Origin of the sequence: Novosphingobium profundi (assembly GCF_020524485.1) — a bacterium.
Classification (GTDB): domain Bacteria; phylum Pseudomonadota; class Alphaproteobacteria; order Sphingomonadales; family Sphingomonadaceae; genus Novosphingobium; species Novosphingobium profundi_A.
This window is the reverse complement of record NZ_JAIVLF010000005.1, coordinates 459,465-484,475: the sequence shown is the minus strand read 5'-3', so window position 1 is coordinate 484,475 and position 25,011 is coordinate 459,465. Positions and strand designations below refer to the sequence as shown.

Below are 25,011 nucleotides of genomic sequence, written 5' to 3'. Positions count from 1 at the left end.
TTATGCGGGGGTGCGCGTGCGGGAGGTGTCCTGGGACATCGCTGGATTCTCGATGACCTGGAACGAGGCCGCACCGCTGGGCATCTTGACGAGGGTGTGGGTAATGCGCCGGGCCTCGGCCTGGTCCCCCGCCTCCACGGCGTGAGCGAGCTGGTCGATGCTGCGGGAAATGAGCGGGAGCGGGATGGGCCGCGACTGGGCCTCGAAGATGCCCTTGATCCGTGAACTGGTCTGCTCCTCGCAGATGTCGAAAAGTTCCTCGTAGAGCTTTTCGCCCGGACGCAGGCCGACGAACTGGACGGGCACGTCGATCTCGGGCTGGAGGCCGTAGAGCCGGATCATGCGGTAGGCGAGATCGACGATGCGTACGGGCTTGCCCATGTCGAGCACGAAGATCGTGCCGCGCTGCGACTGCTCGCTGAGCGCGGCGGCGCTGCTCTGCAGGATGAGCTGCACCGCCTCGCGCACGGTCATGAAGAAGCGTTCGATATCGGGGTGGGTGACGGTGAGCGGACGGCCTTCGCGCAGCTGGCGCTGGAATAGGGGAACGATCGAGCCGCTCGAGCCGAGCACGTTGCCAAAGCGCACGGTCATAAAGCGCGGCGCGTCGGGATCGTCGATCCCGCACATGTCGAGCGCCTGGCTGTAGAGCTCGCCCACGCGCTTGGTCGCGCCCATCATGCCGACCGGGTTCACGGCCTTGTCGGTCGAGACCTGGACCATGGCCCTCGCGCCGAATTCGCACACCGCATCGGCGATGATGCGGGTGCCCAGGATGTTAGTGTGGACCCCGGCACACGGGCTCGTCTCGACGATCGGCACGTGCTTGAGCGCCGCAGCGTGGTAGACGATGGTCGGGCGGTGCTTGGCGAAGATGCGGCGCACTTCGGAACGTTCGCGGATATTGCACAGCTCGGCCTCGATGGGGACATCGGGGTAGCGCTCGCGCAGTTTCATCTCGGCGGCGTAGAGGTGGTATTCGCTGTGATCGAGTACGACCAGTTTGGAGGGGCGGAAGCTGGCCAGCTGCCAGCAAAGCTCCGAACCGATGGTGCCGCCACCGCCTGTCACCAGCACGCACTTGCCCGAGATCTGGCTGGTGATCTGCTCGCCTTCGAGCGTGAATTCGCTGCGGCCCAGGAGATCCTTGACCGAGAGCTCCTCGTGAACTGCGCTCGGGCTGCGCTGGAGGATGTGGCTCCAGCAGTCGCGAATGCGCGAGAGTTCGAGGCCCAGGTGGCGCGCACGGCTGGTGAGGCGGGCCATCTCGCGGTTGGTGAGGTCATTGCCGTCGTCGCTGGCAATCACCAGCGAGGGGCGCTGGTCCTTGGCTTCCAGGCGCTCGACGGCATTCACGATATCGTCGTGGCTACCCAGCACCGGCACCTTGCCGATCTGCATCAGCGTGTCGTTGAGGGTCGGCAGAAGAATGCCGGAAATGATGAAGGATGGGGTCGCCTCACGCCGCAGCATCTCGATGATCGAGAGCACCCAGTCGGGCGAGCCGACAAGCAGCGCGTGGGGCAGTTGCCGACCTGCGACATGGCGCAGGTGCGCGCTGCTGGTGCGGTTCAGGTGTTCATGCACGAGGCGCCGCAGGGCGCGCAGTGTCACCAGGCCCGAGGTCGCCAGAAGCCAGTGGATGGCGATGACTGCGGCCAGGTTGGACTGCTCGGCGCGCACCGCCGGAGACAGCAGCGCGACCGCCCAGCCCAGGCCGATACAGGGGAGGATCAGCGCGACCAGGTGGATAGAGTGGGCAAAGCTGAAGAAGCGCCAGCTGCGGCGATAGAGGCCGCTCATGAACAGCCCTAGCACGGTCACGATACCCATACCCGCAGTCGTCCAGGACACCCCCTCGCTCTGCAAGAAAGGGCCGTGCCCTACCAACAGGAACGCCGCGACGAACGTGGCGCCGATGGTCAGGGTGTCGAAGCTGATCAGCAACTGGTTGCGAAAGGTTCGCCGCAGGCTGAAGCGTCCGATCGCGGCGTTTTCGCGCGCGCCGTCCAGCTTGCGAATACGCAGCAACGGACGGGAGGATGCGCTCTTGGCGGATGACGCGGCACGGTCTGCAATGTTCTTGCTCATGCGGGCAGCCTTCGCTGTTTTGGACGATCCGGAAGGATCCGGGCGAGGCAAGACGGCCGTGGCGAGTGCTGCGGCGGCCTCTGCAGTTTGCTAGGCTATGGTAGCGCTGCCGGGGGCGCACGTGATCTTAAAGCCATAAGCCGAAATCGCCGTTTTGGGAGTTCACCTCCCGAAAGAAATGCCTGCCCTGTCAAATATACGTATCGGAATTCCCCGTAGCTGTCGCAAAAGGGGATCAGCCACTTGCGTTCTTGCAGTTTTGCCGGCTGCGGGCATCGTTGGTGAGGACCTGGGGGGTCGTTCAGCCAGGAGACGAAAGTCGCAGGAAAGATGCGTGGTACCCCCGCAGGTGGCCGCGCTCGGCTGCGGCTTTTCCGATCCATGGCGGGCGAGGTCGCGGTGCTAAGGGCATCGTCGATCGCAGCCGCCCCCGGCCGTCTCGCAATCACGGGCCAAACCGCGCTATGAAAGTTCTTGTCCTCTCCAGTCTTGCCTATTCGCTGACTAATTTTCGCGGCGCCTTGTTGCGCGAACTCGTGGCCAACGGACACAAGGTCGTGGCGGTGGCTCCCGACCGTAACGACGATGTGGAACGGGAACTGGACGCGTCCGGGATCGGGTTTCGTCAGGTTGCGATGGAGCGCACGGGAACCAATTTCCTGCGCGACCTGCGCCTTCTGCTCGACTACGTGCGGCTGATGCTGCGCGAGCGCCCGGATCTCGTGCTGGCCTATACCCAGAAACCGATCATTTACGGCGGGATCGCGGCACGCTTGCTGTGTGTCCCACGCTTCTACGCGCTGATGTCGGGGCTGGGGCATGTCTTCAGTGAGGACAGCCACGCGCGCGTCGGCCTGCGCAAGCTGGTGAGCGTGCTCTACCGCGAGGCGGTGCGCCGGGCGCGGGCGATCTTCGTGTTCAACCGTGACGACCGGGCCGACATGATCCGCTTTGGCATCGTCACGCCGCGGCAGAATGTCGTCCAGGTGCCGGGTTCGGGCGTCGATCTGGAGCGGTTCGTCCAAGCCCCGCTGCCACGCCAGGGCCTGCGCTTCCTGCTCATCGGTCGTCTGATGCGCGACAAAGGTGTCTACGAGTTCCTCGAGGCCGCAGCCCGCATCAAGGCGGACCATGGCGACTGCGAATTCTGGGTGCTGGGCCATTACGAGCGCAACAACCCGACCGGCATCGACGAGGAGGAATGCGCGCGGCTCGCCCGGCAATACCCGGTGACATTCATTCCCGGCTGCTCGGACGTGCGGCCCTACCTTGAGGCCTCCTCGGTCTTTGTCCTGCCCTCCTTCTACCGCGAGGGCCTGCCGCGTACGATCCTGGAGGCGATGGCCACCGGACGCGCGGTAATTACGACCGACATGCCCGGCTGCCGCGAGCCGATCGTGGAGGGCGAGAACGGCTATCTCGTCGAGCCGCGCGATGCCGAGGCGCTGCGCGCGGCCATGATGCGCTTCGTCGAGGCGCCGGAGCGCGCATCCACCATGGGCGCAAGGGCGCGCGATCTCGCCGAGAAGATCTACGATGTGCGCAAGGTCAACCACCAGCTGCTTGAGGAAATGGACCTGCTGCAGGCGCCCTGGCGGGCTGAGCCTGAGGTGCCGGAAGGACGGCCGGGCATTTCAAATGTTGCTGCGGCAGGATTGCCGACAGGTCCTGTGCCAGTTCGGGCAGATGCGGACTCGGTGAGCGAGCCGCGCAAGGTGGCGCACTGAGCCCTTGCTGTGATGGCGCGGCGTGAAGCGAAAAAGCGGGAGGAGGTGATGGGGGTGCGGGCAGTCGTGGTTGGTGCCGTAGGAAGCACGCAGGTGCTCTTGGAAGAATTGCTTGGGGCGCCCGGCTGGCAGGTGCCGCTGGTCCTCACCTTGCCGCCAGCTCTTCATGGGCGGCATTCCGACCTGGTGGACCTGACTTCCCTCGCCGGGGATCTGGGGGCCAGACTGGAGCATGCGGCGCAAACGAATTCTGCGGAAACCCTGACGATGGTTCGCGCTGCGGTGCCTGACTACGTCTTCGTCGTGGGCTGGTCGCAGATCGTGGGGGAGGAGTTCCTGTCCATCGCGGCCTCGGGCACGATCGGGTATCATCCCGCACCCCTGCCACGCCTGCGCGGCCGGGCGGCGATACCCTGGACCATTCTCCTGGGCGAACCAATCTCCGCGTCCAGCCTGTTCTGGGTCGGGGAGGGCACCGATGATGGTGACATTCTGGCGCAAAAGTTCTTTCACGTCGCGCCCGACGCGACGGCGCAGCAGCTCTATGACCAGCACATGGACGCTCTACGCGCGATGCTGCGGACATGCCTTGCGCAGCTGGCCTCGGGCACCGCGCCGCGCGAGCGGCAGGACACGCGCCTCGCGACATGGGCGGCGCGGCGGACCCCTGCCGATGGGCGTATCGACTGGCGCGCCGATGCCACTCGGATCGACCGGCTCGTGCGGGCGGTGGGACGTCCCTATCCCGGGGCGTTCGCCATGGATGGCCCGCACCGGTTGACCGTCTGGAGCACCCGTCTGTGCCCGGATGCCTGGCGCTATCACGCCTTGCCCGGCCAGGTCGTTGGGATCGAGGACGGGCTCTTGCGGGTCATGACGGGCTCGGGTCCGATCGACCTCGTTGAATGGGAAAGCGCGAGGGGCGCGCCTCCCAAGTTGCACAGTATCCTGGAGGCCTAGATCATGTCGCTTGCGCATTTCGGGAAGGTTCTGGTCGTGGCACCGCACCCCGACGACGAGATACTGGGGTGTGGCGGGACCATGGCCCGTCTCGTACAGGAAGGGCACGAGGTGGAGGTGTGCCTCGTCACGCGAGGCCGGCCTCCGGCCTTCGATGAGGAGGGGGTTGCCCGCGTCATGGCCGAAATGGAGCAGGCCCATGCGCACCTTGGTGTTTCGCGTGTGCACCGTCTCGATTTTCCCGCAGCACGGCTCGATACGGTTCCGGCCTGGCAGATCAACCGGGCGATCGGCGAAGTGGTGGAGGAGGTCGCCCCCGATACCCTGTTCCTGCCCTTCGTCGGCGACATCCATCTCGATCACCAGATCGCCTTCCTGGGAGCGATGGTCGCGGCGCGACCACGCAACGCGGGCGTCCCCAAGCGCATACTGTGTTACGAGACCCTGTCCGAGACGAACTGGCTGGCCGCGCCCGTGACGCCGGCCTTCGTGCCCAACTGCTACATCGATATCGGCGCCACGCTCCAGCGCAAGCTCGATGCCTTCGCCCTGTTCGAAAGCCAGCTCAAGCCGTTTCCTGATGAGCGTTCGCTCAAGACGATCGAGAGCCTGGCGGTGGTACGCGGCTCGACCGTCTTTGCCCCGGCTGCGGAGGCGTTTGTTGTCGTGCGGCAGATCGAAGGACGCCCGTAGGTCAGTCGGGGGGCAACTGGATGGGCACGTGAGGCCCAAACGACTCGCCGAGTCGTTTCCTTCGGGTATCAAAACATTTCCAATGGGGTATCCTATTCCACTCTGAATCTGAGGTATTTTACGTATTTATACGGCAATTGTATAAATAGGTCGACTTGCTGTTAACTATGTGGTTTACTTATTGTCATGAAGTGCAGTCGCAAGATGACGTAATGTAAAAAATAATATACAATATCTGTGCTGGCCGTGAGATGCGCCCAGGTTGCCTCGACAATGTCCCGGCGTTTGGACGGAGACATTTGGAGAGTGGCGGATATTATCTTCTTGTGCGTCAAATCTTGCTTTTTTTTGTAATTTTCGTGTCTGTTCAAAATTTGAATGGATGATGAAGGTGCAAATTTTTCAAGTGCGGTCTTGGGTCGTCCGTATTTCCATCTTAGGGAGAGAAAGGCGATGACATCTCTAGATTCCGTAGTGGATGTTTCCATCATCGGTTTTACTTCACTTATACGGGAAGGTATTGGTAAAATACTTGAGGGTAGCGAGTTCGCTTGTGCGAAGTGCTTTGCCTCATGCCAGGATGCGCTGACCGACGAACAGGCGTCGAGCCTCGATCTGGCCATTCTCGACCTCGCCGTCCTGGAAGGCGACATCGATAATCTTCACCCCTTGAAGGAGCGCTTTCCCGGTCTTCGCATCGCGGCGCTCGTGGACAGCTTCAACTTCGGTCAGATGGTCGATGCCTTCAATCGCGGTGTCGATGCCTACCTCCTCAAGGAGATCGCCTCCGACCCGCTGCTGGGGTCGCTGCGTCTCGTCCACCAGGGGGAGAAGGTCATGCCCACGGCGCTGCTCGAGCATCTCGCGCACAAGCGGCCGCTGATCGAGGGGGAGGCCGAGATCAAGGTCGAGCTGGGCGAACTGTTGTCCGAACGCGAGATCGATACGCTGCACTGCCTGGTGATGGGCTATCCCAACAAGGTGATCGCCTATCGCCTCGATATCAGCGAGGCGACCGTGAAGGTTCACGTCAAAGCGATCCTGCGCAAGCTCATGGTCCAGAACCGCACCCAGGCTGCGATCTGGGCGGTCAACCAGGGGCTCGTCCTGGCCAATGGGCGCTTCGCCGATGCGGAGCCCGGCGAGGTCGTGCCCTCCGAAGATGCGACGCCGCCGCTCGTAGCCATGGCGCACTGAAGGGGCGCAAGGCCGTCAGGCCCTTGCGGGTTGCAGCGTGCGACCGGTGCCGTCGGCAGGACTGTCGGCACCGGCGCGCGTTGCGCTTTTCTGGAATAGGAGCGCCGTCGCTTCCGGGGCGGATGCGAAATAGAGGTGCATGTAGGTGGCGGTGAGACGGCTGCTGGCAAACACGCCTTCACCGGCGCGGCCGCGTGGTGAGCGCGATTGCGCTATCGGCGAGAGCGACGTTTCCATGGTCGAGTAGTGGAAGGTGTGGCCGCGCAGGCTCCCGCCTTCGAGAGCGACCTCCTGAAGACCAAGGGCGGCCAGGCGCGGTTGCAGCGCCGCGTGGCCGGGTAGCAGTCCGGCCATCGGCACAGGTGCGCTTTCACGCGGGGCGAGGGTCTCGAGGCAAAAGAGCATGCCTCCGCATTCGGCAAGGATGGGCTTGCCTGCGCGGAGGTGGCGGTGGAGGTCTGCGATCAGGGATGTGTTCCCCGATAGGCGCTCGGCGTGGAGCTCGGGGTAGCCTCCCGGTAACCAGACCGCATCACAGACGGGAAGCGCCGTGTCCTCCAGTGGTGAAAAATAGGAAATTCGTGCGCCGAGCACTTCGAGGCAGGCAATGTTGGCGGGGTAGATGAAGCCGAACGCGGCATCCCGGGCTACGGCGATCGTGTGCCCCTCCAATGCGCGCGCGGAGACCGGCTGCGAGGCGGGGGGCGTGAAGGTCACGGCCTCGGGTAGCCAGTCGGCGCCATCCGGGAGGCTGGCCGCGGCCCGGCCAAGGCGCGCGTCGAGATCGGCGATCTCATCAGCCTGGAGAAGGCCGAGGTGGCGCTCGGGGAAGGCCAGGTCGGGATCGCGGGCGAGGGCGCCCAGCCAGGCGATGCCTTCGGGAAGGCTCTCTTCCAGCATTTCGCCGTGACGCGCACTGCCCACCCGGTTGGCCAGGACGCCTAGAAGGCGCGTGTCGCTGCGATAGCGCGCCAGCCCCAGCACCAGTGCGCCGAAGGTCTGCGCCATCGCCGAGCCGTCGAGGACGGCCAGCACCGGCAGGCCGAAGCGTGCGGCGAGATCGGCGGCGCTGGGGTCTCCGTCGTAAAGGCCCATGACCCCTTCGACGAGGATCACGTCGGCGTCCCTGGCGGCCTCATGCAGCAGGCGCCGGCATTCCTCCTCGCCGACCATGAACAGATCGAGCTGGTAGACCGGCGCCCCGCTCGCGCGTTCGAGGATCATCGGGTCGAGGAAGTCCGGCCCGCACTTGAACACGCGCACGCGCCGCCCGGCACGCCGGTGTCGCCGGGCGAGGGCGGCGGTCACCAGCGTCTTGCCCTGGCCCGAAGCCGGAGCGGAGACGAGCAGGGCAGGGCAACGCGCACTGTCGGTTGCGGGGCCGGAGAGGCTCACAGGTCGATACCGACCTGCGCGCGCACGCCCGCGCGAAAGGCGTGCTTCTCGTCGCGGATGGCGCTGACCGTATCGGCCAGTTCGACCAGTTCCTCGTGCGCCGCGCGGCCGGTGATGACCACGTGCTGCATGGGAGGGCGGGCCCGGATCGCGGGCAGGATCTCGTCCAGTTCAAGGTAGCGGTAGGTGACGAGATAGGTCAGCTCGTCGAGCACCACCAGGGAGATGTCGGGATCGGCGAGTGCGGCTCTGGCCTTCTCCCAGCCTGCCCGCGCGGCGGCGATGTCGCGCGCGCGGTTCTGGGTTTCCCAGGTGAAGCCCTCGCCGCAGTTTTCCCAGGTGACGCCGTCCTGGCGCGAGAGGAAGGCGCGTTCGCCCACGTCTTCCTTGCCCTTGATGAACTGGAACACCGCGGCCTTGCGGCCATAGCCGAGCGTACGTGCGACCATGCCGAAGGCGCTGGAGCTCTTGCCCTTGCCGTTGCCGGTCAGGACGAGCACCAGGCCCTTGTCGATCCTGGCCGCCGCGATCCGCGCGTCGACCACCTTCTTGTGCTTGGCGGTGCGGGCCTTGTGGCGGCGCTCCTCCTCGCTCAGCGTGGCGGTGTCGGTTTCGGTTTCGCTGGAAGCCTCGCTCACCGCGCGGCCTCGCGGCGCAGGTCGGGGCGTGCGCTCAGGGTAAGCGCCCAGAGAGCTGCGGCAATACCGCTCCAGGTCAGCGAGGCGACCAGTGCGCGCGGGAAGTAGCGTGCGAAGCGGGGCGCGAATTCGGCCAGCGTCGGGTCGGGATAGCGTCCGCCCAGGAAGTAGAAGCCGCCGCTCGAGCACAGGTGCGCGACGACGGTCGCGCCGCCGACGAGTAGCGCCATGGTGGGAAGCGAGGAAAGGCGCTCGGGCAGGTTGGCGGCAAAGCGTCCGGCCATCCACATCGCCGCGTAGGCGGGGACCAGCATGGCGTAGGCGGGCGTGTAGCAGAAGTCCGAGACGCCCAGCACCGACATCGAGACGACGTCAATCGCATAGGCAAGGCCGAACAGGCCTGCAAAGCCCGCCGCGCGGCGCACGAAGTAGCCGAGCACGAAGAAGCTGGCGAGCGCGGTGCTGGGCACATGCTCCATGTGGGTCAGCGCGTGCGAGCGGGTGAGCAGCATCACGGAAGCCAGGATGGCGAAGATCGTCCACTGGAAGCGGGGCGAGGAAAGAACAGGGGAGCGGTGCATGCGAGGTATCTCCTTGCGGAAAAGGGGAAAGGTGCGTCGGCGCGCGCCCTGACAAGGGCACGGCCACGGGAAGCCCACGGGACGGGCCCTGGCTGGAGACCAAAGAGGAGGTTCAGCAGTACGGCATGGATCACAGGCTCCCTTCGACGCGACACACGAATGTCGTCCGCCAAGGGATATCCCCGCAGGTCGCGAGGCCCTCGTCCGCCCGGTTCATCCCGCCCGCGCGAAGAACGACGGCATCGGGCCGGTTTCCTGACTTCCCGGTTCACAGCGCGTCTTCGCCGCCTTCTCGGGAGATCCCTCCCAATGGCACCTGGCGATGCGCTCCCCGGTCACAGTTGCGGGAGCAGTGCCGGCCCAGATCGCCTCCTGGCGACCTTTCCGGACTTCCCGATTAAGCCCTCTCGGGCACCCGTTGCGCCCCCACGATTAAGCGAGCATCGCCTTTCCCGCAAGCATATTGCACTTGCGCAGGCGGCAACGGAGCTATAGTTCGCGAGCCCAAGCGACAGGTTCCCCGCAAGGGGATCAAAAGGGAACCGGGTGCAAGACCCGGGCTGCCCCTGCAACTGTAAGCGGCGAGCCATCCGGCCAATCTGCCATTGGGACATGCGTCCTGAGAAGGCGGCCGGAGCGCCCTGACCCGCGAGCCAGGAGACCTGCCTGACGCCGTCGTTCTTCATTCGGGCAGGGTGCACCGGGTGTTCGAGGGCCGCGCCGTCACAGGCCAAGGTCATCCCTCGCGTAGCGACAGCCACCGCCTTGCCGGATGCGATCCGGGCAGGGGGCGTCGGGTCGTGCGCTCTTCTCGCAAGCAGAAGACCTGCGATACGGCAGTTCCTTGCCACAACGGAGCGCAAACGGCGGGCAAACCGTTGTTTGCATGAAGGGAATTGTCCCGCCCGTGTTGAAGTTTTCCTATCTGGCCGGAGTTTCGGCCCTCGTTTTCCCGCTGTCCGTCCTCGCACCTTCCTTCGCCCATGCAGAGGAAGCCCCTCCGGGTACGATCTACGTCAGCGCCTTGCGCACCCCGGTCGCGGCCGAGCGGGTTTCCTCCAGTGTGACCGTACTTGATGAAGAGGCTATCGCGCAGGCGCAGACTTTCTCGATCACCGATATCCTGCTGCGTACGCCCGGTGTCTCGATCTCGCGCAACGGGGGCTACGGCACCAGCACCAGCCTGCGTATTCGCGGTGCCGACGATGGCACCACGGTCATGGTGATCGACGGCATGCGCCTGTCCGATCCTTCCTCGACGGCGGGCGGGGTCAATGTCTCCAACCTCTTCCTCGACGATGCAGAGCGCATCGAGATACTGCGCGGGCCGCAGTCGATCCTGTGGGGCAGCAACGCCATTGGCGGTGTCGTCAACGTGACCACGCGGCAGGCGTCCGATCCGCTTGAAGGCAGCTTCGCCGCCGAGGCGGGTTCCAACCAGACCGTGTCGGCTCGTGCGGGCGTGGGCGGAACCAGCGATCTCGTCGACTGGCGCGTGGCAGGCTCCACCTTCCGCACCGACGGCATCTCGGCCCGTTCGAGCGGCACCGAGGATGACGGCTACCGCCGCACCTCGGCGAGCGGGTCGGCCCGCTTCAAGCTGGCCCCGGATGTTTCGCTGGATCTGCGCGGCTACTGGTCGGATGCGCGTTCGGAGTTCGACGGGTCTTCGGGCGATACCTATGCGTTCGGCACGACGCAGGAATGGTCGGGATATGCCGGGCTCAACTTCGGCCTGTTCGATGGGCGCCTCGTCAACCGGCTCGCGGTCACGCAAACCACCTCGGACCGCGAGAACTTCGATCCCGAGCGGGACATCCGCCAGATCACCTTCGACGCGCATGGTCGTCTGCGCCGCTTTGAATACCAGGGCACTTTCACGCTGAGCGAGGCCGTGCAGGTCCTCTTCGGGGCCGAGCGCGAAGAGCAGCGCATGACCACCGCGTCGCCCGGCAACAACCTTGTGCCCTATGAACTGACGCGCCACGCGGTCGATACCGACAGTCTCTACGGCCAGTTGCGGGTGACCCCGCTTGACGGGCTCACGCTTGATGGCGGCGTGCGCTACGACCACCAGTCGCGCTTTGGCGGCAACACGGTGGCAAGCGCCGGTGCGGCCTACTCGCCCAACGACGGCGTGACCGTGCTGCGCGCGAATTATTCCGAAGGCTACAAGGCGCCTTCGCTCTATCAGATGTTCTCGGCCTACGGTGTTGCCGACCTCGAGCCCGAACAGGCCAAGGGATGGGAAGTCGGGATCGAGCAGGGCCTGGGCGAGATCCTGCGCGCCTCGGCCACCTGGTTCGAACGGCGCACGACCAACCTCATCAACTTTGCCTATTGCCCGAGCGGTGCCGACCAGCCCGCGGTCTGCTACATTCCGGGCACCGACACCACGCGTTTTGGCTACTACGCCAATGTCGACAAGGCCCACGCCAAGGGACTGGAGCTGGCCGCGACGGCGCGCCTGGGTGTCTTCTTCGCCGATGGCAACTACACCTGGACGAATGCCGAGGACCGCACGCCTGAGGCTTCGACGTATGGGCGCCAGCTGGCCCGCGTGCCGCGCCATACCGCCAACGTAGAGGGCGGTGTGGACGTGGCGGGCCTTCGGGCCAGTGTCGCTGCGCGCTATTCGGGCAAGACCTTCACCAGCGCCAGCAGTTCGACTGTGCTTGACGATTACTGGCTGGTCGACGTGCGCGCGCAGATGGAGGTCACGCCCGGCCTCACCTTCCAGGCCCGCGTCGAGAATGTGGGCAACACGCGCTACGAGACGGCGAGCGGCTACGGCATGCTTGGCCGCACGGTCTACGCCGGTATCCGGAGCCGCTTCTGATGTTGCTCGCGCTGGAGGGAGATGGGGCGGCCAAGACGCAGGTGGTGGTCTGCTCCACCTGCCGTCACACCACCGAGGCGCGCGAGGACGGTGAGGGGCTGCGCGGCGGCGCGCGCCTCGCCGCGGCGCTGCGCGAGGTAAAGGCCGCCGAGGAGGGCTTTGCCGGGGTCGAGGTCCAGGACATGCCCTGCCTCTTTGCCTGCAAGCGCTTCTGCACCATCCACATCCGCGCGCCCGGCAAGGTCGGCTACGTGCTGGGCGATTTCTCGGCCGATGCCGAGGCCGCCCGCGCGATCCTGACTTATGCGGCGGCCCATGCCCAGAGCGAGGAGGGTGTGGTGCGCTACGCCCATTGGCCGGATGGCGTGAAGGGCCACTTCATCACCCGCACCCCGCCCGAAGGATACCTGTGCACATGATGCTGTTCGAGAACCGCGCCGCCTTTCTCGATGCGCTTGCGGCGATGCCCGGGCCCGATACTGGGGCCATCGCGGCCGCGCGCGCGCGGCAGGCCCAGCTGACCAAGCCCACAGGATCGCTGGGGCGGCTGGAGGAGATCGCGGTCTTCATGGCCGGATGGCATGCGGCTGAGCGGCCACGGCTGGACCTGGTACAGGCGGTGGTCTTCGCAGGTAACCATGGCGTTGCCGCGCGCGGTGTCAGCGCCTTTCCGGTCGAGGTGACCGCACAGATGGTCGCCAATTTCGCGGGCGGCGGGGCGGCGATCAACGCACTTGCGGCGGCGTGCGGGGCTGATCTTTCCGTCGTCGCGCTCGATCTCGACCGTCCGACCGGCGACATTGCCTGCGAACCGGCCATGAATGAGGTGGACTGCCTGGCCGCGCTGAACGCGGGCGCAGAGGCGGTGAAGGAGGAGACCCAACTTCTTTTCGTCGGCGAAATGGGCATTGCCAACACGACCCCTGCCGCCGCGCTTGCGGCGATGGCGTTCGGTGGGGAGGCCGCCGACTGGTGCGGACGCGGCACCGGGCTCGATACGGCAGGTGTCGCCCGCAAGGTCGCGGCGGTCGAGGCCGCTCTGGCGCGCCATGCCGGGGCCTGCACTGATCCCTTCGAGACCCTGCGGCGGCTTGGCGGGCGCGAGATCGCGGCGATGGCAGGCGCCATGCTGGCTGCGCGTATGCGGCGCATTCCGGTGCTGCTTGACGGCTTCATTGCCTCGGCATCAATCGCGCCGCTGGCTGCGGCCTTTCCGGACTTTGCCGACCACTGCCTGGCTGCGCATCGATCAGCCGAAGCCGCGCATGGGCGACTGTTGGAGCACCTCGGGCTGGAGCCGCTGCTCGCGCTGGGAATGCGGCTAGGTGAGGGCTCGGGCGCGGCGGTGGCGGTTCCGCTGGTGCGCGCGGCCCTTGCTGCGCACAGCGAGATGGCGACCTTCGCCGAGGCCGAGGTGGCGGCCGGGAGCGCATGAACGTGCGGCGGATCCACCTCGTCCGGCATGTCCCTCCGGTGCGCCCGGGGCTGCTGTGGGGGCATGGCGACGTGGCGCCCGCCGTGGTCGATTGTCCTGTGCTCCACCAGCGCGTGCAGGAGGTGGCGCCGACGCGGCTGGTGAGTTCGGACCTTTCGCGCGCTATGCTTCCCGCGCAGCGGTTGGCCGAGAAGCTGGGGCTGGAACTGGAGTCCTCTCCTCGCTGGCGCGAACTCGATTTCGGGGGCTGGGACGGCCTTGCGCCCGAGGCCATCGATGGCGAGGCCCTGACCGCCTTCTGGGAGGATCCCGAGGCAAATCCTCCTTTTCGCGGTGAGCGCTGGTCGCAGCTGTGTGCCCGCGTGCGCGCAGGGCTCGCCGTACTGGAAGACGGCGCGTTGGTGGTGACGCACGCGGGCGCGATGCGCGCCGCGCTATCGGTGCTGACAGGGCTCGACCATCACGGTGTTTGGGCCATCGATCTGCCCTATCGGGCGCGCCTGACCTTGCGGATCTGGCCGGGCTCGACACTGGCGGGGCAGGTGGTGGGGCTCGATACAGGGGATGCGCCCCTATGAAGGCGCCAATCCTCGCGCTCCAGTTGATGACGCGCCTGCCGCTGCCCGACGTAGGGGCGACGAGCGCGGACATGGCCCGCGCGATCCGCTGGTTTCCGCTGGCAGGGATCGTGGTCGGCGTCTGCCTTGCAGGGGCGGTCTGGGCAGGGGGCTTTCACAGCGGAGCCCTTGCGGCCCTGTGCGGGCTTCTTGTCTGGGTCGGCATCACCGGCGCGCTCCATCTCGATGGTCTAGGCGACATTGCCGATGCGTCGGGCGCGGCGCATGGGGACCGTGATCGCCTTTCCGCCGTTCTTGCCGACCCGCATATCGGCAGCTTCGGCGTGGTTGCCATCGTCCTGCAACTGCTTGCCAAGCTGGTGCTTCTGTTCCTCGCGTGCCGCACGGTGCCCATGCCGGCGCTGGTGCTGGTGCCTGTTGCTGCGCGCATCGCCCCGCTGGGCTGGACGCGGATGCTGCCCCCGCTCCATGCAGGGATGGGGACGCGCTTTGGAAGCGGCGCGAGCTGGCCGGTGTGTCTTGCCTGGTCCGCCTTGCTCGCGGCGTGCGCGTTGGCATTCGCACCTGCTCTCCTGATCGCCTTTCCGGCGAGCGCGCTCTGGGCGCTCTGGCTCAAGCGCCGTATCGGCGGCATTTCGGGCGATGGGCACGGCGGGGGGATCGAGCTTGTCGAAACCGCAACGCTTGCGGCACTGGTGGTGCTGGCATGAGCGCCTTCGTGGCCCACGGCGGACGGCTCTCGGCGGCCTGCGCGCGCTACGGCGGGACGCCGAATGACTGGCTCGACCTTTCCACCGGCATCAATCCGGAGCCCTGGCCGGGGGCGCAGACCCATGTGCCTGACTGGCGAGCCTTGCCCGACCCGGCGGCGTTAGCCCGGCTTGAGGCGGTGGCCGCGTCCCATTTTGGAGCTGATCCGGCCACCTGCGCGGCGGTGCCGGGAAGCGAAGCGGGCCTTCGCGCTATGGGAGAGGTTTTGCGGCAGTTTCCGCTTGCGCCCGGCCCCCTCACGTACAGCACCTATGCCAAGGCTTTCGGCTCCGCTGCCAATGGAGCTGCGGGCCCGACCGTGCGTGTCCTCACCAACCCCAACAATCCCGATGGCACCTTGCAGACGCGCGCCGAGGTGCTGGCGGCGCTGTATCGTCAGGAGGTGGGCGGCGGCTGGCTGATCGTCGATGAAGCCTTCGCCGACCCGCATACGGGTGTGAGTGTCGCGGGCGAGGTGTGCGAGGGCCGCCGTTTGATCGTGACCCGTTCGTTCGGCAAGTTCTTCGGGCTGGCGGGGCTGCGCCTTGGTTTCGTGCTCGCGCCTCCGGCCATCCTCGATGCCCTCCGCCGCCTGCACGGAGACTGGCCACTTTCAAGCGCGGCCATCGATCTGGGGCTCACCGCCTACGCCGATACCGACTGGATTGCGCAGGCACGCCAGAGACTGCCGCGCTGTGCGCAGACGCTTGATACACTGCTCGCCCGTTTCGGACTGGCGGCGCAGGGAGCATCTCCGCTGTTCCGGTTGGTGCGTACCGACAGAGCGGATGCGCTCTTCGAGGCACTCGCCAGGGCGCATATCCTGACCCGGCCTTTCGAGGGGTATCCCCAGCTTCTGCGCTTCGGCTTGCCGGGCAGCGATCACGCACTGGCCCGGTTGGAGGCGGCTCTCACGCGCTGGTCCTGTGATGGTTGAGGGCGCCGCAGTCCTCGGCGCGCTGGTCTTTGATGCCGTGCTCGGCTGGCCCGATGCTCTCTACTGCCGGATCGGTCATCCGGTCGGGGCCTTCGCGCGGGTAATCGGCGGCCTGGAACGCCGCTGGAACCGTGCCGACCTATCCTTTTCCGCGCGGCGCCTGCGGGGCGTTGCTGCGATGATCGTACTCCCGGTGATGGTGGGAGGGGCGGCCTGGGGCGTGGAAACCGTCGCAGGCCGCCTTGCCGGATCGTGGAGCTGGCTCGTGATCGCGCTCGCGGCCTGGCCGGCGCTGGCCCAGCGCAGCCTGTACGAACATGTCGTGCCCGTGCGCCGCGCGTTGGCCGCTGGCGACCTTCCCGCAGCTCGCTTGGCCGTGGGGCGCATCGTCGGGCGCGATACTCGGGAGCTGGACGCGCCGGGCGTGGCGCGTGCAGGCATCGAAAGCCTCGCGGAAAGCTTCTGCGACGGCGTGATCGCGCCGCTGTTCTGGTTCGTCATCGCGGGCCTTCCGGGCCTGTGGGTCTACAAGGCGATCAACACCGCCGACAGCCTGATCGGCCACCCCGAAGAGCCCTTGCGCGCCTACGGCTGGGCGGCGGCGCGGATCGACGATCTGGCCAATTTCGTGCCCGCGCGCCTGAGCGGCGTTCTCATCTGTCTTGCGGGCAGGGGAGGCTGGCGCATCCTGTGGCGCGACCATGCCCGCCATGCTTCGCCCAACGCCGGTTGGAGCGAGGCCGCGATGGCAGGCGCGCTGGGTCTGAGGCTAGCCGGTCCCTTGCATTACGACGGCATCCGGGCCGACAAGCCCTGGATCGGGAACGAGGGGCGCATCGCCGGTGCACCGGCGATGCGCAAGGCCGAGATCATCTATCTGCGCGCCTGCCTGCTGGCCTGGCTGGCTTGTGCACTTGTTACAGGAGTCCGCGCATGGCTGGAGTGATGCTGCAGGGAACCGGCTCGGACGTCGGCAAGTCGGTGCTGGTCGCCGGGCTGTGCCGCGCGCTTTCGAACAGGGGTCTGTCGGTTCTGCCCTTCAAGCCGCAGAACATGTCGAACAACGCCGCCGTTACCGTCGATGGAGGCGAGATAGGTCGGGCGCAGGCGCTTCAGGCGCTGGGAGCCCGCGCGCCGCTCCACACCGACATGAACCCGGTGCTGCTGAAGCCCCAGGCCGACCGCACTTCGCAGCTGATCGTGCACGGGAAGGTGCGCGGCACGCTGGGATCGGGCAACTTTCGCGAAGGACGCCGCAACCTTCTGAGTGAGGTTCTGACCAGTTGGAAGCGTCTCTCCGAACGCTGCGACGTGGTGCTGGTCGAGGGCGCGGGCTCACCTGCCGAGATCAACCTGCGCAGCGGCGACATTGCCAACATGGGCTTTGCTCGCGCGGCGCATGTGCCCGTCGTGCTGGTGGGCGATATCGACCGGGGCGGTGTGATCGCCTCGCTGGTAGGGACGCGCGCCGTGCTTGAGAAGGAGGACGCGGCGATGATCCGGGGCTTCATTGTCAACAAGTTCCGGGGCGATCCGGCGCTCTTTGCCGATGGCTATGCGGCTATCGAGGCGCGCACGGGCTGGCGCGGCTTTGGCCTCGTTCCCTGGCTCTCCGCCGTCGCAGACTTGCCGAGCGAGGATGCGGTGATCCTCGAAAAGCGGCAGCCCCTTGCCGAGGGCAAGACGCTCATCGCTTGTCCGATGCTGCCGCGCATTGCAAACTTCGATGATCTCGACCCACTGCGCGCCGAAGAGGGCGTCGAAGTGGCGATGATCCCGCCCGGCACGCCGATCCCGCCCGAGGCGGCCCTGATTGTCCTGCCCGGCTCCAAGGCGACGCGCGCCGACATGGATTTCGCACGCCAGCAGGCCTGGGACATTGACATCCTGGCCCACCACCGGCGCGGCGGGTGCGTGCTGGGGATCTGTGCGGGCTTCCAGATGCTGGGGCGGACCATCGCCGATCCTGACGGGATTGAAGGTCCGCCGGGCGAGACGCCGGGGCTCGGGCTCCTGGACCATTCGACCGTGCTCGGTCCGCGCAAGGCCCTGCGGCATGTGCGCGGAACAGCGTTGGGCGTAAGCTTTCGCGGTTACGAGATGCACATGGGCGAAACCCACGGGGCCTCGCTGGCCCATCCTTTCGCCATACTGGACGCCGATCGGCCTGATGGGGCGATATCGCGCGACGGGCGTGTCATGGGGACCTACTGCCATGGCCTGCTGGCCGCCGGGCCGCTTCGCCGCGCCCTGTTGGAGCGGATTGGCGTTGCCAGTTCAGGGGGAGATCACGATGCGCGTGTCGACGCGGCGCTCGACGCATTGGCGCAAGGGCTGGAGGCGCATCTCGATATCGACGCGCTGATTGCGCTTGCCAGGGAGAAGACCGCATGACGAGCCTGCTGGTTCTGGGCGGCGCGCGCTCGGGCAAATCACGTCACGCGCAGGCGCGGATCGAGGCCGTGCCGGGCCGCCTGGCCTTCATCGCCACCGCGCAGGCCTTCGATGCCGAGATGGACGAGCGCATCGCCCGCCACCAGGCCGACCGCGATGTGCGCTGGACGACCATCGAGGCACCGCTGGACCTGGCCGGAGCGCTGGGACGTGCAGGCCAGGAGGCCGAGGCGGTGCTGGTCGATTGCCTGACCTTGTGGCTCTCCAACCTGATCCTGGGGGATGAGGATGTCGCTGCGCGCACCGAAGAATTGCTGGCCGCGCTGGCAATCTGCCCGGTGCCGATTGCCTTCGTAGCCAACGAAGTCGGCATGGGCATCGTACCGGATAACGCGCTCTCGCGCCGCTTTCGTGACGAGGCGGGACGGCTCAACCAGCGCCTCGCGCAGGAGGTCGACGAGGTCGTGTTCGTGGCGGCGGGACTGCCCCTTGCGCTCAAGGGGGCGGGCAAGTTTGCAGCGGGCTGATCTGGGCGTTTGACGCTGCCCTTCCTCATGAGTACCCAGCCTCCCATGATTGCGCTCCTGTCCCCTGCCAAGACGCTCGACTTCGAGCGTGAACTCCCGCCGCTCGACCTCACCACTCCGCACTTCGCCGAGGAGGCGATGGGGCTGGCGAAATCGGCCTCGAACCTCAGCCAGAAAAAGCTGTCCGAGCTGATGCACATCTCGCCCAAGCTGGCAAAGCTCAACGCGGATCGTTTCCGTGACTTTCCCGAGCTTCCCGAGCGCCAGGCGCTGTTCGCCTTCGCGGGCGACGTTTACGCAGGCTTTGACGCCTTCTCGCTGCACGAAGAGGGCATTGCCTTTGCGCAAAACCACATCCGCCTGCTCTCCGGTCTTTACGGCTTGCTGCGCCCGCTTGACGCAATGCGCCCCTATCGCCTTGAAATGGGCACGCGCTGGGCGCCGCGAAAGAAGGCGCTGACCGACTGGTGGGATGACCGCATCGCCGCTTTCCTGCGCGCAGAAGTTGCCGAGGAAGGTTCGGGCGCGATCCTCAATCTTGCCAGCCAGGAGTACTTCGCTTCGGTCAAGGGGCGGCTGGAAGGCCTGCGTGTGGTCGACGTCGACTTCCGCGAACCGGGCCCCAACGGCCCGCGTTTCATCAGCTTCAACGCCAAGCGCGCGCGCGGCATGATGGCGCGCTGGATGTGCGAGCACCACATCACCGAGATCGAGGACATGAAGGGCTTTGACGCCGAGGGCTATCGCTTCGTGCCCGAACAGAGCGAAGAGAACCGCTGGATGTTCTCGCGCGCATGAGTTCGAGCGCGGTCGTCATCGGCGCTTCGGGCGGGATTGGTGCGGCCTTCGAGGCGGCGCTGATCGAGGAGGGTGCCTTCGAGGTCGTCCACGGGTTCGCCCGCTCGCGCAGGGATGAGGCGCATATCGACCTCACTGATGAGGCGAGCATCGAGGCCGCGGCCGCACGCGTGGCCAAGGGCCCGCCGCCTTCGCTGGTGATCGTGGCGACAGGGCTGCTCCACGAAGGTGACAAGGGCCCCGAAAAGGCGCTGCGCGACCTCGATCCCGACTGGCTGGCCAAGACCTATGCCGTCAACGCGATCGGTCCGGTGCTGGTCGCCAAGCACTTCCTGCCGCTCATCCCCAAGGGCCAGCGCGCGGTCTTTGCCGCGCTTTCGGCGCGGGTCGCCTCGATCAGCGACAATGGTCTGGGCGGTTGGCACGGGTACCGTGCGTCCAAGGCTGCGCTCAACATGATGGTGCGCAATCTCGCCATCGAGGAAGCGCGGCGCAAATCGCGCACGGTCGTCGTCGCGCTGCATCCGGGCACCGTCGATACGCCGCTCTCCAAGCCCTTCCAGGGCAATGTGCCCGAAGGCCGCCTGTTCGATCCTGAACGCGCCGCGCTCCAACTGCTCGACGTGATCGAGGACCTGAAGGTCCCTGACAGCGGCAAGTTGTTCGATTACGAAGGGCGCGAGATCGCGTTCTAGGACAGCGTGGGCACGGCCTCCAGCGCCGCGACGAGCGCGGCGTGCAGGGCCTCGGCTGGCGCGCTTTGGTCATGCCTTTCACGGCCCTCCAGGGCGCACGCGGCAAAGCCGCTCACCTGCGCGACGGCGAAGCTGATGCCGTAGAGGTTGCGCTGGGGCGCAACGCCCGGGATCGCGCGCGGATAGCCCGAGGCGCACAGGGCGCCGGGGATCGTGCCGGGCACATAGTAGCGTTCCCGCGGGCAGTCCCAGTCGAGCGTAACCCCCAGCACGCCAGGCAGGCTTCCGGGCAGACACGCGGTTCCGTCCACATCGTGCGCGGCGATTACCGCGATCCCCTTTGCCGCGGCCTCTGCAACCGCCTCGGCGAAGACCGCGGTGTGGGCCGTGTTGGTCGTGCCGAGGCTGAGGTTGATGACATCGACGTCCAGCGCCGTGGCCCAGCGGATTGCGGCAAGAAGCGCGCGGGCGTTGGTGGCGAGGCTCTCGGCAAAGACGCGCACGGGGATGCAGGTGGCACCGGGGGCCTTCTCGAGGATCGCGGCCGTGACCGCCGTACCATGGCCAAGCCGGTCGAGCGTTTCGTCTGGTCCTTCATGGCACATGCCATCGCGGTCGATCCGAACGCCCGGCGCGATGCGGGCGGCATCGATGTGATCATGCTCCGGGTGAACGCCGCTGTCGATCACCGCAATGCGCACGCCCGTTCCGGTCCGTTCGGGAAAGAGCGGGGGCAAGGGCCTGTCGGGACCCATCATGCGTCGACCAGCGGCGCGAGGGTCTCGGGCGTGCGCACGTGCGCGCGGCCTTCCTCGATGGTGATGATGCGGTCGGCGACGTCAGCGAGCGCGGGGCGGTGGGTGATGGCGATGATCGTTGCTTCGGGGAGGACCTGGCGCAAGGTCTGCGCGATGTGGCGCTCTGTCTCGGGATCGAGTGCGGAGGTGGGTTCATCGAGGATCAGGACCTCGGGACGGCGCAGCAGCACGCGGGCGAGAGCAATGCGCTGACGCTCGCCAGCGGAAAGGGCAAGGCCGCGCTCGCCCGCGGGCGTCGCCAGCCCCTGGGGCAGGCGTTCGAGCAGTGGATCAAGGCCAGCCTGGTGCGCGGCGGCGCGGATCGCCTCTTCGCTGGCTTCGGGGCGCGCGAAGGCGATGTTGGCGCCGATGGTGTCGTTGAAGAGGTAGGGCGTCTGGTCCAGCAGGATCACCTTCTCGCGCAGGGACCCCAGCGTGAAGGCGGACAGCGGCGCCTCGTCGAACAGGATGCGCCCTGCGTCGGGATCGAGGTAGCGTACAAGCAGATCGGCAAGTGTCGACTTGCCCACGCCGCTCGGCCCCAACACCGCGCAGAAGCTGCCGCGCGGGATTTCCAGCGTGAAGCCCTTGAGGACCGCCCGGCCGTCATGGGCAAGGGCGACGTCCTCGAAACGGATCGCGTCGGCAAGGCCCGGGAAGGCGCGGGCGCTGGTGCTCTCGTGAACTTCGGCTGGCGTGTCGAAAAGCTCGAAGATACGCGCGAGCGAGACACGCGCGGAGCTCAGCCCGGAGACAAGGCCCATAAGTACCTGGATGGGGGAAAACAGGCGCGACTGGTAGGCCATGAAGGCCACCAGCGTGCCGATCGACATGGTCCCCTCGATGATCTGGTAGCCGCCGTAGAGGATTACCCCGGAGGTGGTGACGGCGAGCAGCGTGCCGGGCACGGCTCCGGCCATGAACGAGGCGACCTGCATGCGCAGCATGGCTTCGACAAAGGCGGAGTTGCGGGTGCGAAAGCGCTCGGTCTCGTGCGCGGCGGCGTTGAGCGAGGAGACAACGCGCATGCCCATGATCGTGTCGACGAGCAGGCTGCCCAGGTCCGCGCCGCGCTCGCGCATGGTGCGGGTGAGGCGGTCGAGCTTCCTCTGGAAGACCACGAAGAGGCCGACGCAGGCGGGCAGCAGCACAATGGCGAGCAGGAACAGTTTCCAGTCGAGCCACAGCATGATCGCGACCCCGCCTGCCAGCATCAGGAGGTTGCTGAGGACCGAGAGCATGGTGTCGGCGGTGACGCGCTGGATGTCGCTCACATCGCTGTTGATGCGCGACATGAGATCGCCCAGGCGAAAGCGGCTGTAGAAGCGCGGCGAGAGCGTCTGGAGATGGCGCAGCAGCGCCACGCGGATGTCAAAGAGCATGTCCGCCGAGGTCGAGATGTAGCGGTAACTGGCCAGGATATTGAGCGCGTAGTTGCCGATGGTGACGCCGACCATGGCGAGCCCGATGGCGACGAGCGCACCCATGTCGCGCGGCAGCAGGGCGTTGTCGATCAGCATCTTGGAAAGATAGGGCTGGGCAAGGCCAAGTGCGGTCGAGACCAGGCTTACCAAGAGAACCAGCGTCAGGCGTCCGATATAGGGGCGCAGGTAGGGCAGGAGGCGCGCGTAGCTGCTCCAATCGGCAATCCGGTCTGGCTCGCGCGCAGGTCCGGGTGGGCCGATAGGGCGCTGGGGCACGGGGGCGGTGTCGTGGGGCGGGCGGCTCATTGCGGGCTCCCGAGCGGTGTCAGGGTCAGTCCGTCGAGACGGTAGCGCGGTTCGGCGAAGGTCGCCAGCTGCGCGCTGCACCAGTCGAATCCTTCGCGTGTCGCGTGCAGTTGCGCGCGCCACCAGGGGCTGTCCGCGCCGGTCGCGTAGAACTGCCCACATTGGCGCAAGTGACGGCGCATGCCCGCGAGTAGCATCGAATGGTAGTGGTCGAGATAGGGGCGCACGGCCTCTTCGCTTCCGTCCGAACCCGCAATGGCGTGGAGCGTGGCGGCGGCAAGGCTCGCCTCGCGGGCGGCCTGCGCGGTGCCATCGCCGCACAGCGGATCGAAAGCGAGCGCATCTGTGCCGCAGGCGAGCGAGTCGGGCCCGGAAAGGCGGGTCAACATGCGTGGGGCCGTCTCGAAGCGAACCGAAGGGGCGGCTTCGCTGCGTTCGATGCGCGGGGCTATGTGGCGGCTGTGATCCAGGAGTTCAGGGATCTCGGCGCCGACGCCCAGCAGCCAGGCGGCCTTGGGGCCCGAGGGGATCATGAAGATCCAGCCCTGTGTTACGGCTTCCACCCAGCAGGCCTCTTCGTCGTCGGCGTGGAGGAGGGCAACGGCCTCGGCGCTGGCTGGACGCGCGCCGAAGTGGCGTGTCTCCTCAGGTGGGAAGGGAGCTTCGGTGTGGATGCCAAAAGTACAGGGAAGTAAGGCCCCGCCGGTCCGGGAGCTGTGTACTTGCTCCATCGCGGCATGCAGGTCGCCGCCCGACAGGACGATGGCATCGTGGGGCAGGACGGTCGGCTTGGAGCCGCCCCAGGCAACGATGCGGCGCCGGACGTGACGGGCATTCGCCAGGAGATCGGGGGCTTCCAGGCAATCGCGCAGGAGCTTGACCGCAACAGCGCCGAGCAGGATCGCGGGCGCCGAGGAAGGGCGCGCAGGTGGATGCACGCTCGCGAGACCTGCCTGGCGCAGAAGGCCCGCGCAGCAGTGCGCCGCTACGCCTCCCCCGCGGATCAAGATTGGAGCGATCTTCGGGGAAGGCGCCGTCTCCGCGTGCAGAGACGTGTCGCGGCGACCCGCGGCATTGCAGCGCACGGTTTGGCTCACGGCAGGTGCAGGAGGCCCGCCATGGTGATGTCGTTGCGCACCTCCCAGTCGGCCTCGAGCTTGAGCGTGGCGGCATCGTAGACGGCGATGTCGTAGCCCGCGCCGTAGATGTAGAGCTTCTTGCCGTCGGCCGACATGGCGAAATAAAACCGGCGACGGCATTCAAATTCAGCCTTGCCCACTGCCGTGTTGGTTTGAAGGTCGAAGTGCCAGAACTCGCAGCGCTGGTCGCCCAGGTCATCCATGACCGCGACGGTGTAGCCGTCCTTGCCATCGGGCGTGACCTGCAGGCCTTCGAGGCGATCGGGTGCGGGGCCGATGGGATCGAAGGTGAAGCTGCGCTGCGTCAGGTCGAAGCGGGCGATGCCAAAGACCTTGTTGTGGATGTAGGGATCCTCGCCGTTGAAGAGCGAGACATAAGTGCCCGGATCCTGGCGCGAATTGAGCGTGCCGCCAAAGCTCACGTCCTGGAGCGCGGACGACTGGGGCTTGGCAAGGTCGATGCGCTCCAGCACCGAGAAGTCCTTGGTGTCGAGCACGCGGACCTTGTCACCAAAGACGTAAAGCGTCTTGCCGTCGGGAGAGATTGCCATGCTGGCCGCCCAGCCCGGACCGTTGTCTTCCTCGGCGAAATCGACTGCGCGCACGACCTCGCCGCTCTTCAGGTCGATGGTGTAATACTGGAACTTGCTGACCCGGAAGAGGTCCACTTCCTTGTCGAAACGCTGGCCGATGGCGTAGAAATAGCGTCCGCTGGGATCGGGCACACCGCCCTTGAAGCGGTAGCGCGTGCTTGGCGTGTTGAGCTCGAAGTGGTTGAGGACCTTGCGGGTCTTCGTGTCGATCACCTCGATCCCTGTGCGGGTGAGGGTGGTGACATAGAGCTTCGAGCGATCCTGCGAGAGCTGCAGGTTGTCGGGAAGGCCCGTCTCCAGCGTGACGAGGTCGGTGACCTTGCCGCTGGTGTCGTCGATGAACTGCACCTGGTCGGGATAGCCGCCGATGACGATGGTGTCGGCGGTGGCAGGCTGGGCGAAGGCCAGCGCGGCACCAAGGGCGGCGCTGGCGCTGCCGGCAAAGGCATGACGAAGCGATTTCATGAAGGCTGCCTCTTTCTCGAGGGGCGTGGGCGCATGGCGGTCCAGGCGAGCG

The 25,011-nt window shown here is 66.6% G+C and carries 23 protein-coding genes and 2 riboswitches; of the genes, 15 read left to right on the top strand and 8 right to left on the bottom strand.

The features are described from left to right. Entirely contained in the window at positions 1 to 2,091 is a 2,091-nt protein-coding gene (locus LC060_RS16055; RefSeq protein WP_226637293.1) for a nucleoside-diphosphate sugar epimerase/dehydratase, read from the bottom strand. Between the two features lie 464 nt (positions 2,092 to 2,555). Between LC060_RS16055 and LC060_RS16050 the strand changes: the two genes are divergently transcribed. The 4 genes from LC060_RS16050 (at position 2,556) to LC060_RS16035 (ending at position 6,668) form a co-directional block, all read left to right on the top strand. After that, a complete protein-coding gene (locus tag LC060_RS16050; RefSeq protein WP_226637291.1) occupies positions 2,556 to 3,818 on the top strand; it encodes a glycosyltransferase family 4 protein in 1,263 nt (420 codons plus the stop codon). Positions 3,819 to 3,911: 93 nt separating this feature from the next. Beyond that, the gene (locus LC060_RS16045; RefSeq protein ID WP_413465127.1) at positions 3,912 to 4,778 is read left to right on the top strand and encodes a methionyl-tRNA formyltransferase; all 867 of its coding nucleotides are present in this window, start codon (positions 3,912 to 3,914) and stop codon (positions 4,776 to 4,778) included. Positions 4,779 to 4,781: 3 nt separating this feature from the next. Then, the gene (locus tag LC060_RS16040; RefSeq protein ID WP_226637286.1) at positions 4,782 to 5,471 is read left to right on the top strand and encodes a PIG-L deacetylase family protein; all 690 of its coding nucleotides are present in this window, start codon (positions 4,782 to 4,784) and stop codon (positions 5,469 to 5,471) included. 669 nt (positions 5,472 to 6,140) lie between these two features. Continuing rightward, positions 6,141 to 6,668 (top strand): LuxR C-terminal-related transcriptional regulator, encoded by a 528-nt coding sequence (locus LC060_RS16035; protein WP_226637285.1) that lies wholly within the window; start codon positions 6,141 to 6,143, stop codon positions 6,666 to 6,668. A 15-nt stretch (positions 6,669 to 6,683) separates the two neighbouring features. Here the strand turns inward: LC060_RS16035 and LC060_RS16030 are convergent, their stop codons facing one another. Genes LC060_RS16030 through LC060_RS16020 form a run of 3 tightly spaced genes read right to left on the bottom strand, consistent with a single transcriptional unit; the run spans position 6,684 to position 9,282 of the window. Beyond that, positions 6,684 to 8,063, bottom strand: a complete 1,380-nt coding sequence (locus LC060_RS16030) for a cobyrinate a,c-diamide synthase (protein WP_226637283.1) — start codon at positions 8,061 to 8,063, stop codon at positions 6,684 to 6,686. Then, complete coding sequence (gene cobO / locus LC060_RS16025) at positions 8,060 to 8,701, bottom strand: cob(I)yrinic acid a,c-diamide adenosyltransferase (RefSeq protein ID WP_226637281.1); 642 nt, start codon at positions 8,699 to 8,701, stop codon at positions 8,060 to 8,062. The genes LC060_RS16030 and cobO overlap by 4 nt, the downstream gene beginning before the upstream one ends. Next, complete coding sequence (locus LC060_RS16020; RefSeq protein WP_226637279.1) at positions 8,698 to 9,282, bottom strand: hypothetical protein; 585 nt, start codon at positions 9,280 to 9,282, stop codon at positions 8,698 to 8,700. Before LC060_RS16020 ends, cobO begins: the two co-directional genes overlap by 4 nt. A 227-nt stretch (positions 9,283 to 9,509) precedes the next feature. Further along, positions 9,510 to 9,716, bottom strand: a riboswitch (cobalamin riboswitch). A gap of 62 nt (positions 9,717 to 9,778) precedes the next feature. After that, a riboswitch (cobalamin riboswitch) is annotated at positions 9,779 to 9,967 on the top strand. 222 nt (positions 9,968 to 10,189) lie between these two features. Here LC060_RS16020 and LC060_RS16015 point away from each other — a divergent pair. Genes LC060_RS16015 through LC060_RS15965 form a run of 11 tightly spaced genes read left to right on the top strand, consistent with a single transcriptional unit; the run spans position 10,190 to position 20,235 of the window. Next, positions 10,190 to 12,121 (top strand): TonB-dependent receptor plug domain-containing protein, encoded by a 1,932-nt coding sequence (locus LC060_RS16015; RefSeq protein ID WP_226637277.1) that lies wholly within the window; start codon positions 10,190 to 10,192, stop codon positions 12,119 to 12,121. Then, entirely contained in the window at positions 12,121 to 12,540 is a 420-nt protein-coding gene (locus tag LC060_RS16010) for a DUF1636 domain-containing protein (RefSeq protein WP_226637275.1), read from the top strand. The genes LC060_RS16015 and LC060_RS16010 overlap by 1 nt, the downstream gene beginning before the upstream one ends. Beyond that, complete coding sequence (gene cobT, locus LC060_RS16005; protein ID WP_226637274.1) at positions 12,537 to 13,556, top strand: nicotinate-nucleotide--dimethylbenzimidazole phosphoribosyltransferase; 1,020 nt, start codon at positions 12,537 to 12,539, stop codon at positions 13,554 to 13,556. The genes LC060_RS16010 and cobT overlap by 4 nt, the downstream gene beginning before the upstream one ends. A 2-nt stretch (positions 13,557 to 13,558) precedes the next feature. Beyond that, complete coding sequence (locus LC060_RS16000) at positions 13,559 to 14,134, top strand: histidine phosphatase family protein (RefSeq protein WP_413465126.1); 576 nt, start codon at positions 13,559 to 13,561, stop codon at positions 14,132 to 14,134. Next, positions 14,131 to 14,844, top strand: a complete 714-nt coding sequence (locus LC060_RS15995; RefSeq protein ID WP_226637270.1) for an adenosylcobinamide-GDP ribazoletransferase — start codon at positions 14,131 to 14,133, stop codon at positions 14,842 to 14,844. Before LC060_RS16000 ends, LC060_RS15995 begins: the two co-directional genes overlap by 4 nt. After that, a complete protein-coding gene (locus tag LC060_RS15990; protein ID WP_226637269.1) occupies positions 14,841 to 15,821 on the top strand; it encodes a threonine-phosphate decarboxylase in 981 nt (326 codons plus the stop codon). The genes LC060_RS15995 and LC060_RS15990 overlap by 4 nt, the downstream gene beginning before the upstream one ends. Then, complete coding sequence (gene cbiB, locus LC060_RS15985; protein WP_226637267.1) at positions 15,814 to 16,767, top strand: adenosylcobinamide-phosphate synthase CbiB; 954 nt, start codon at positions 15,814 to 15,816, stop codon at positions 16,765 to 16,767. Before LC060_RS15990 ends, cbiB begins: the two co-directional genes overlap by 8 nt. Beyond that, complete coding sequence (locus tag LC060_RS15980; RefSeq protein WP_226637257.1) at positions 16,755 to 18,215, top strand: cobyric acid synthase; 1,461 nt, start codon at positions 16,755 to 16,757, stop codon at positions 18,213 to 18,215. Before cbiB ends, LC060_RS15980 begins: the two co-directional genes overlap by 13 nt. Then, positions 18,212 to 18,742 (top strand): bifunctional adenosylcobinamide kinase/adenosylcobinamide-phosphate guanylyltransferase, encoded by a 531-nt coding sequence (cobU, locus tag LC060_RS15975; protein WP_226637256.1) that lies wholly within the window; start codon positions 18,212 to 18,214, stop codon positions 18,740 to 18,742. Before LC060_RS15980 ends, cobU begins: the two co-directional genes overlap by 4 nt. Before the next feature lie 45 nt (positions 18,743 to 18,787). Next, positions 18,788 to 19,540, top strand: coding sequence for a peroxide stress protein YaaA (gene yaaA / locus LC060_RS15970; RefSeq protein WP_226637497.1), 753 nt, complete (start codon positions 18,788 to 18,790; stop codon positions 19,538 to 19,540). After that, complete coding sequence (locus tag LC060_RS15965) at positions 19,537 to 20,235, top strand: SDR family NAD(P)-dependent oxidoreductase (RefSeq protein WP_226637241.1); 699 nt, start codon at positions 19,537 to 19,539, stop codon at positions 20,233 to 20,235. Before yaaA ends, LC060_RS15965 begins: the two co-directional genes overlap by 4 nt. Here the strand turns inward: LC060_RS15965 and LC060_RS15960 are convergent. The 4 genes from LC060_RS15960 to LC060_RS15945 all read right to left on the bottom strand — a co-directional run bounded on the left by LC060_RS15960 (position 20,232) and on the right by LC060_RS15945 (position 24,959). Further along, the gene (locus LC060_RS15960) at positions 20,232 to 20,993 is read right to left on the bottom strand and encodes a S8 family serine peptidase (RefSeq protein WP_226637236.1); all 762 of its coding nucleotides are present in this window, start codon (positions 20,991 to 20,993) and stop codon (positions 20,232 to 20,234) included. The genes LC060_RS15965 and LC060_RS15960 overlap by 4 nt on opposite strands. Further along, positions 20,990 to 22,762, bottom strand: a complete 1,773-nt coding sequence (locus tag LC060_RS15955) for an ABC transporter ATP-binding protein (protein WP_226637234.1) — start codon at positions 22,760 to 22,762, stop codon at positions 20,990 to 20,992. Before LC060_RS15955 ends, LC060_RS15960 begins: the two co-directional genes overlap by 4 nt. Continuing rightward, the gene (locus tag LC060_RS15950; RefSeq protein WP_226637232.1) at positions 22,759 to 23,769 is read right to left on the bottom strand and encodes a hypothetical protein; all 1,011 of its coding nucleotides are present in this window, start codon (positions 23,767 to 23,769) and stop codon (positions 22,759 to 22,761) included. Before LC060_RS15950 ends, LC060_RS15955 begins: the two co-directional genes overlap by 4 nt. Before the next feature lie 86 nt (positions 23,770 to 23,855). Continuing rightward, a complete protein-coding gene (locus LC060_RS15945; RefSeq protein WP_226637227.1) occupies positions 23,856 to 24,959 on the bottom strand; it encodes a YncE family protein in 1,104 nt (367 codons plus the stop codon). Positions 24,960 to 25,011 lie beyond the last annotated feature (52 nt).

Bases quoted from the DNA above. Each gene is read 5' to 3' on its own strand.
- LC060_RS16055 (WP_226637293.1), bottom strand. From the start codon at position 2,091: ATGAGCAAGAACATTGCAGACCGTGCCGCGTCATCCGCCAAGAGCGCA.
- cbiB (WP_226637267.1), top strand. From the start codon at position 15,814: ATGGTTGAGGGCGCCGCAGTCCTCGGCGCGCTGGTCTTTGATGCCGTG.
- LC060_RS15945 (WP_226637227.1), bottom strand. From the start codon at position 24,959: ATGAAATCGCTTCGTCATGCCTTTGCCGGCAGCGCCAGCGCCGCCCTT.
- LC060_RS15980 (WP_226637257.1), top strand. From the start codon at position 16,755: ATGGCTGGAGTGATGCTGCAGGGAACCGGCTCGGACGTCGGCAAGTCG.
- LC060_RS15955 (WP_226637234.1), bottom strand. From the start codon at position 22,762: ATGAGCCGCCCGCCCCACGACACCGCCCCCGTGCCCCAGCGCCCTATC.
- LC060_RS16050 (WP_226637291.1), top strand. From the start codon at position 2,556: ATGAAAGTTCTTGTCCTCTCCAGTCTTGCCTATTCGCTGACTAATTTT.
- cobU (WP_226637256.1), top strand. From the start codon at position 18,212: ATGACGAGCCTGCTGGTTCTGGGCGGCGCGCGCTCGGGCAAATCACGT.
- LC060_RS15990 (WP_226637269.1), top strand. From the start codon at position 14,841: ATGAGCGCCTTCGTGGCCCACGGCGGACGGCTCTCGGCGGCCTGCGCG.
- LC060_RS16020 (WP_226637279.1), bottom strand. From the start codon at position 9,282: ATGCACCGCTCCCCTGTTCTTTCCTCGCCCCGCTTCCAGTGGACGATC.
- LC060_RS16010 (WP_226637275.1), top strand. From the start codon at position 12,121: ATGTTGCTCGCGCTGGAGGGAGATGGGGCGGCCAAGACGCAGGTGGTG.
- LC060_RS15995 (WP_226637270.1), top strand. From the start codon at position 14,131: ATGAAGGCGCCAATCCTCGCGCTCCAGTTGATGACGCGCCTGCCGCTG.
- cobT (WP_226637274.1), top strand. From the start codon at position 12,537: ATGATGCTGTTCGAGAACCGCGCCGCCTTTCTCGATGCGCTTGCGGCG.
- LC060_RS15960 (WP_226637236.1), bottom strand. From the start codon at position 20,993: ATGATGGGTCCCGACAGGCCCTTGCCCCCGCTCTTTCCCGAACGGACC.
- LC060_RS16040 (WP_226637286.1), top strand. From the start codon at position 4,782: ATGTCGCTTGCGCATTTCGGGAAGGTTCTGGTCGTGGCACCGCACCCC.
- LC060_RS15965 (WP_226637241.1), top strand. From the start codon at position 19,537: ATGAGTTCGAGCGCGGTCGTCATCGGCGCTTCGGGCGGGATTGGTGCG.
- yaaA (WP_226637497.1), top strand. From the start codon at position 18,788: ATGATTGCGCTCCTGTCCCCTGCCAAGACGCTCGACTTCGAGCGTGAA.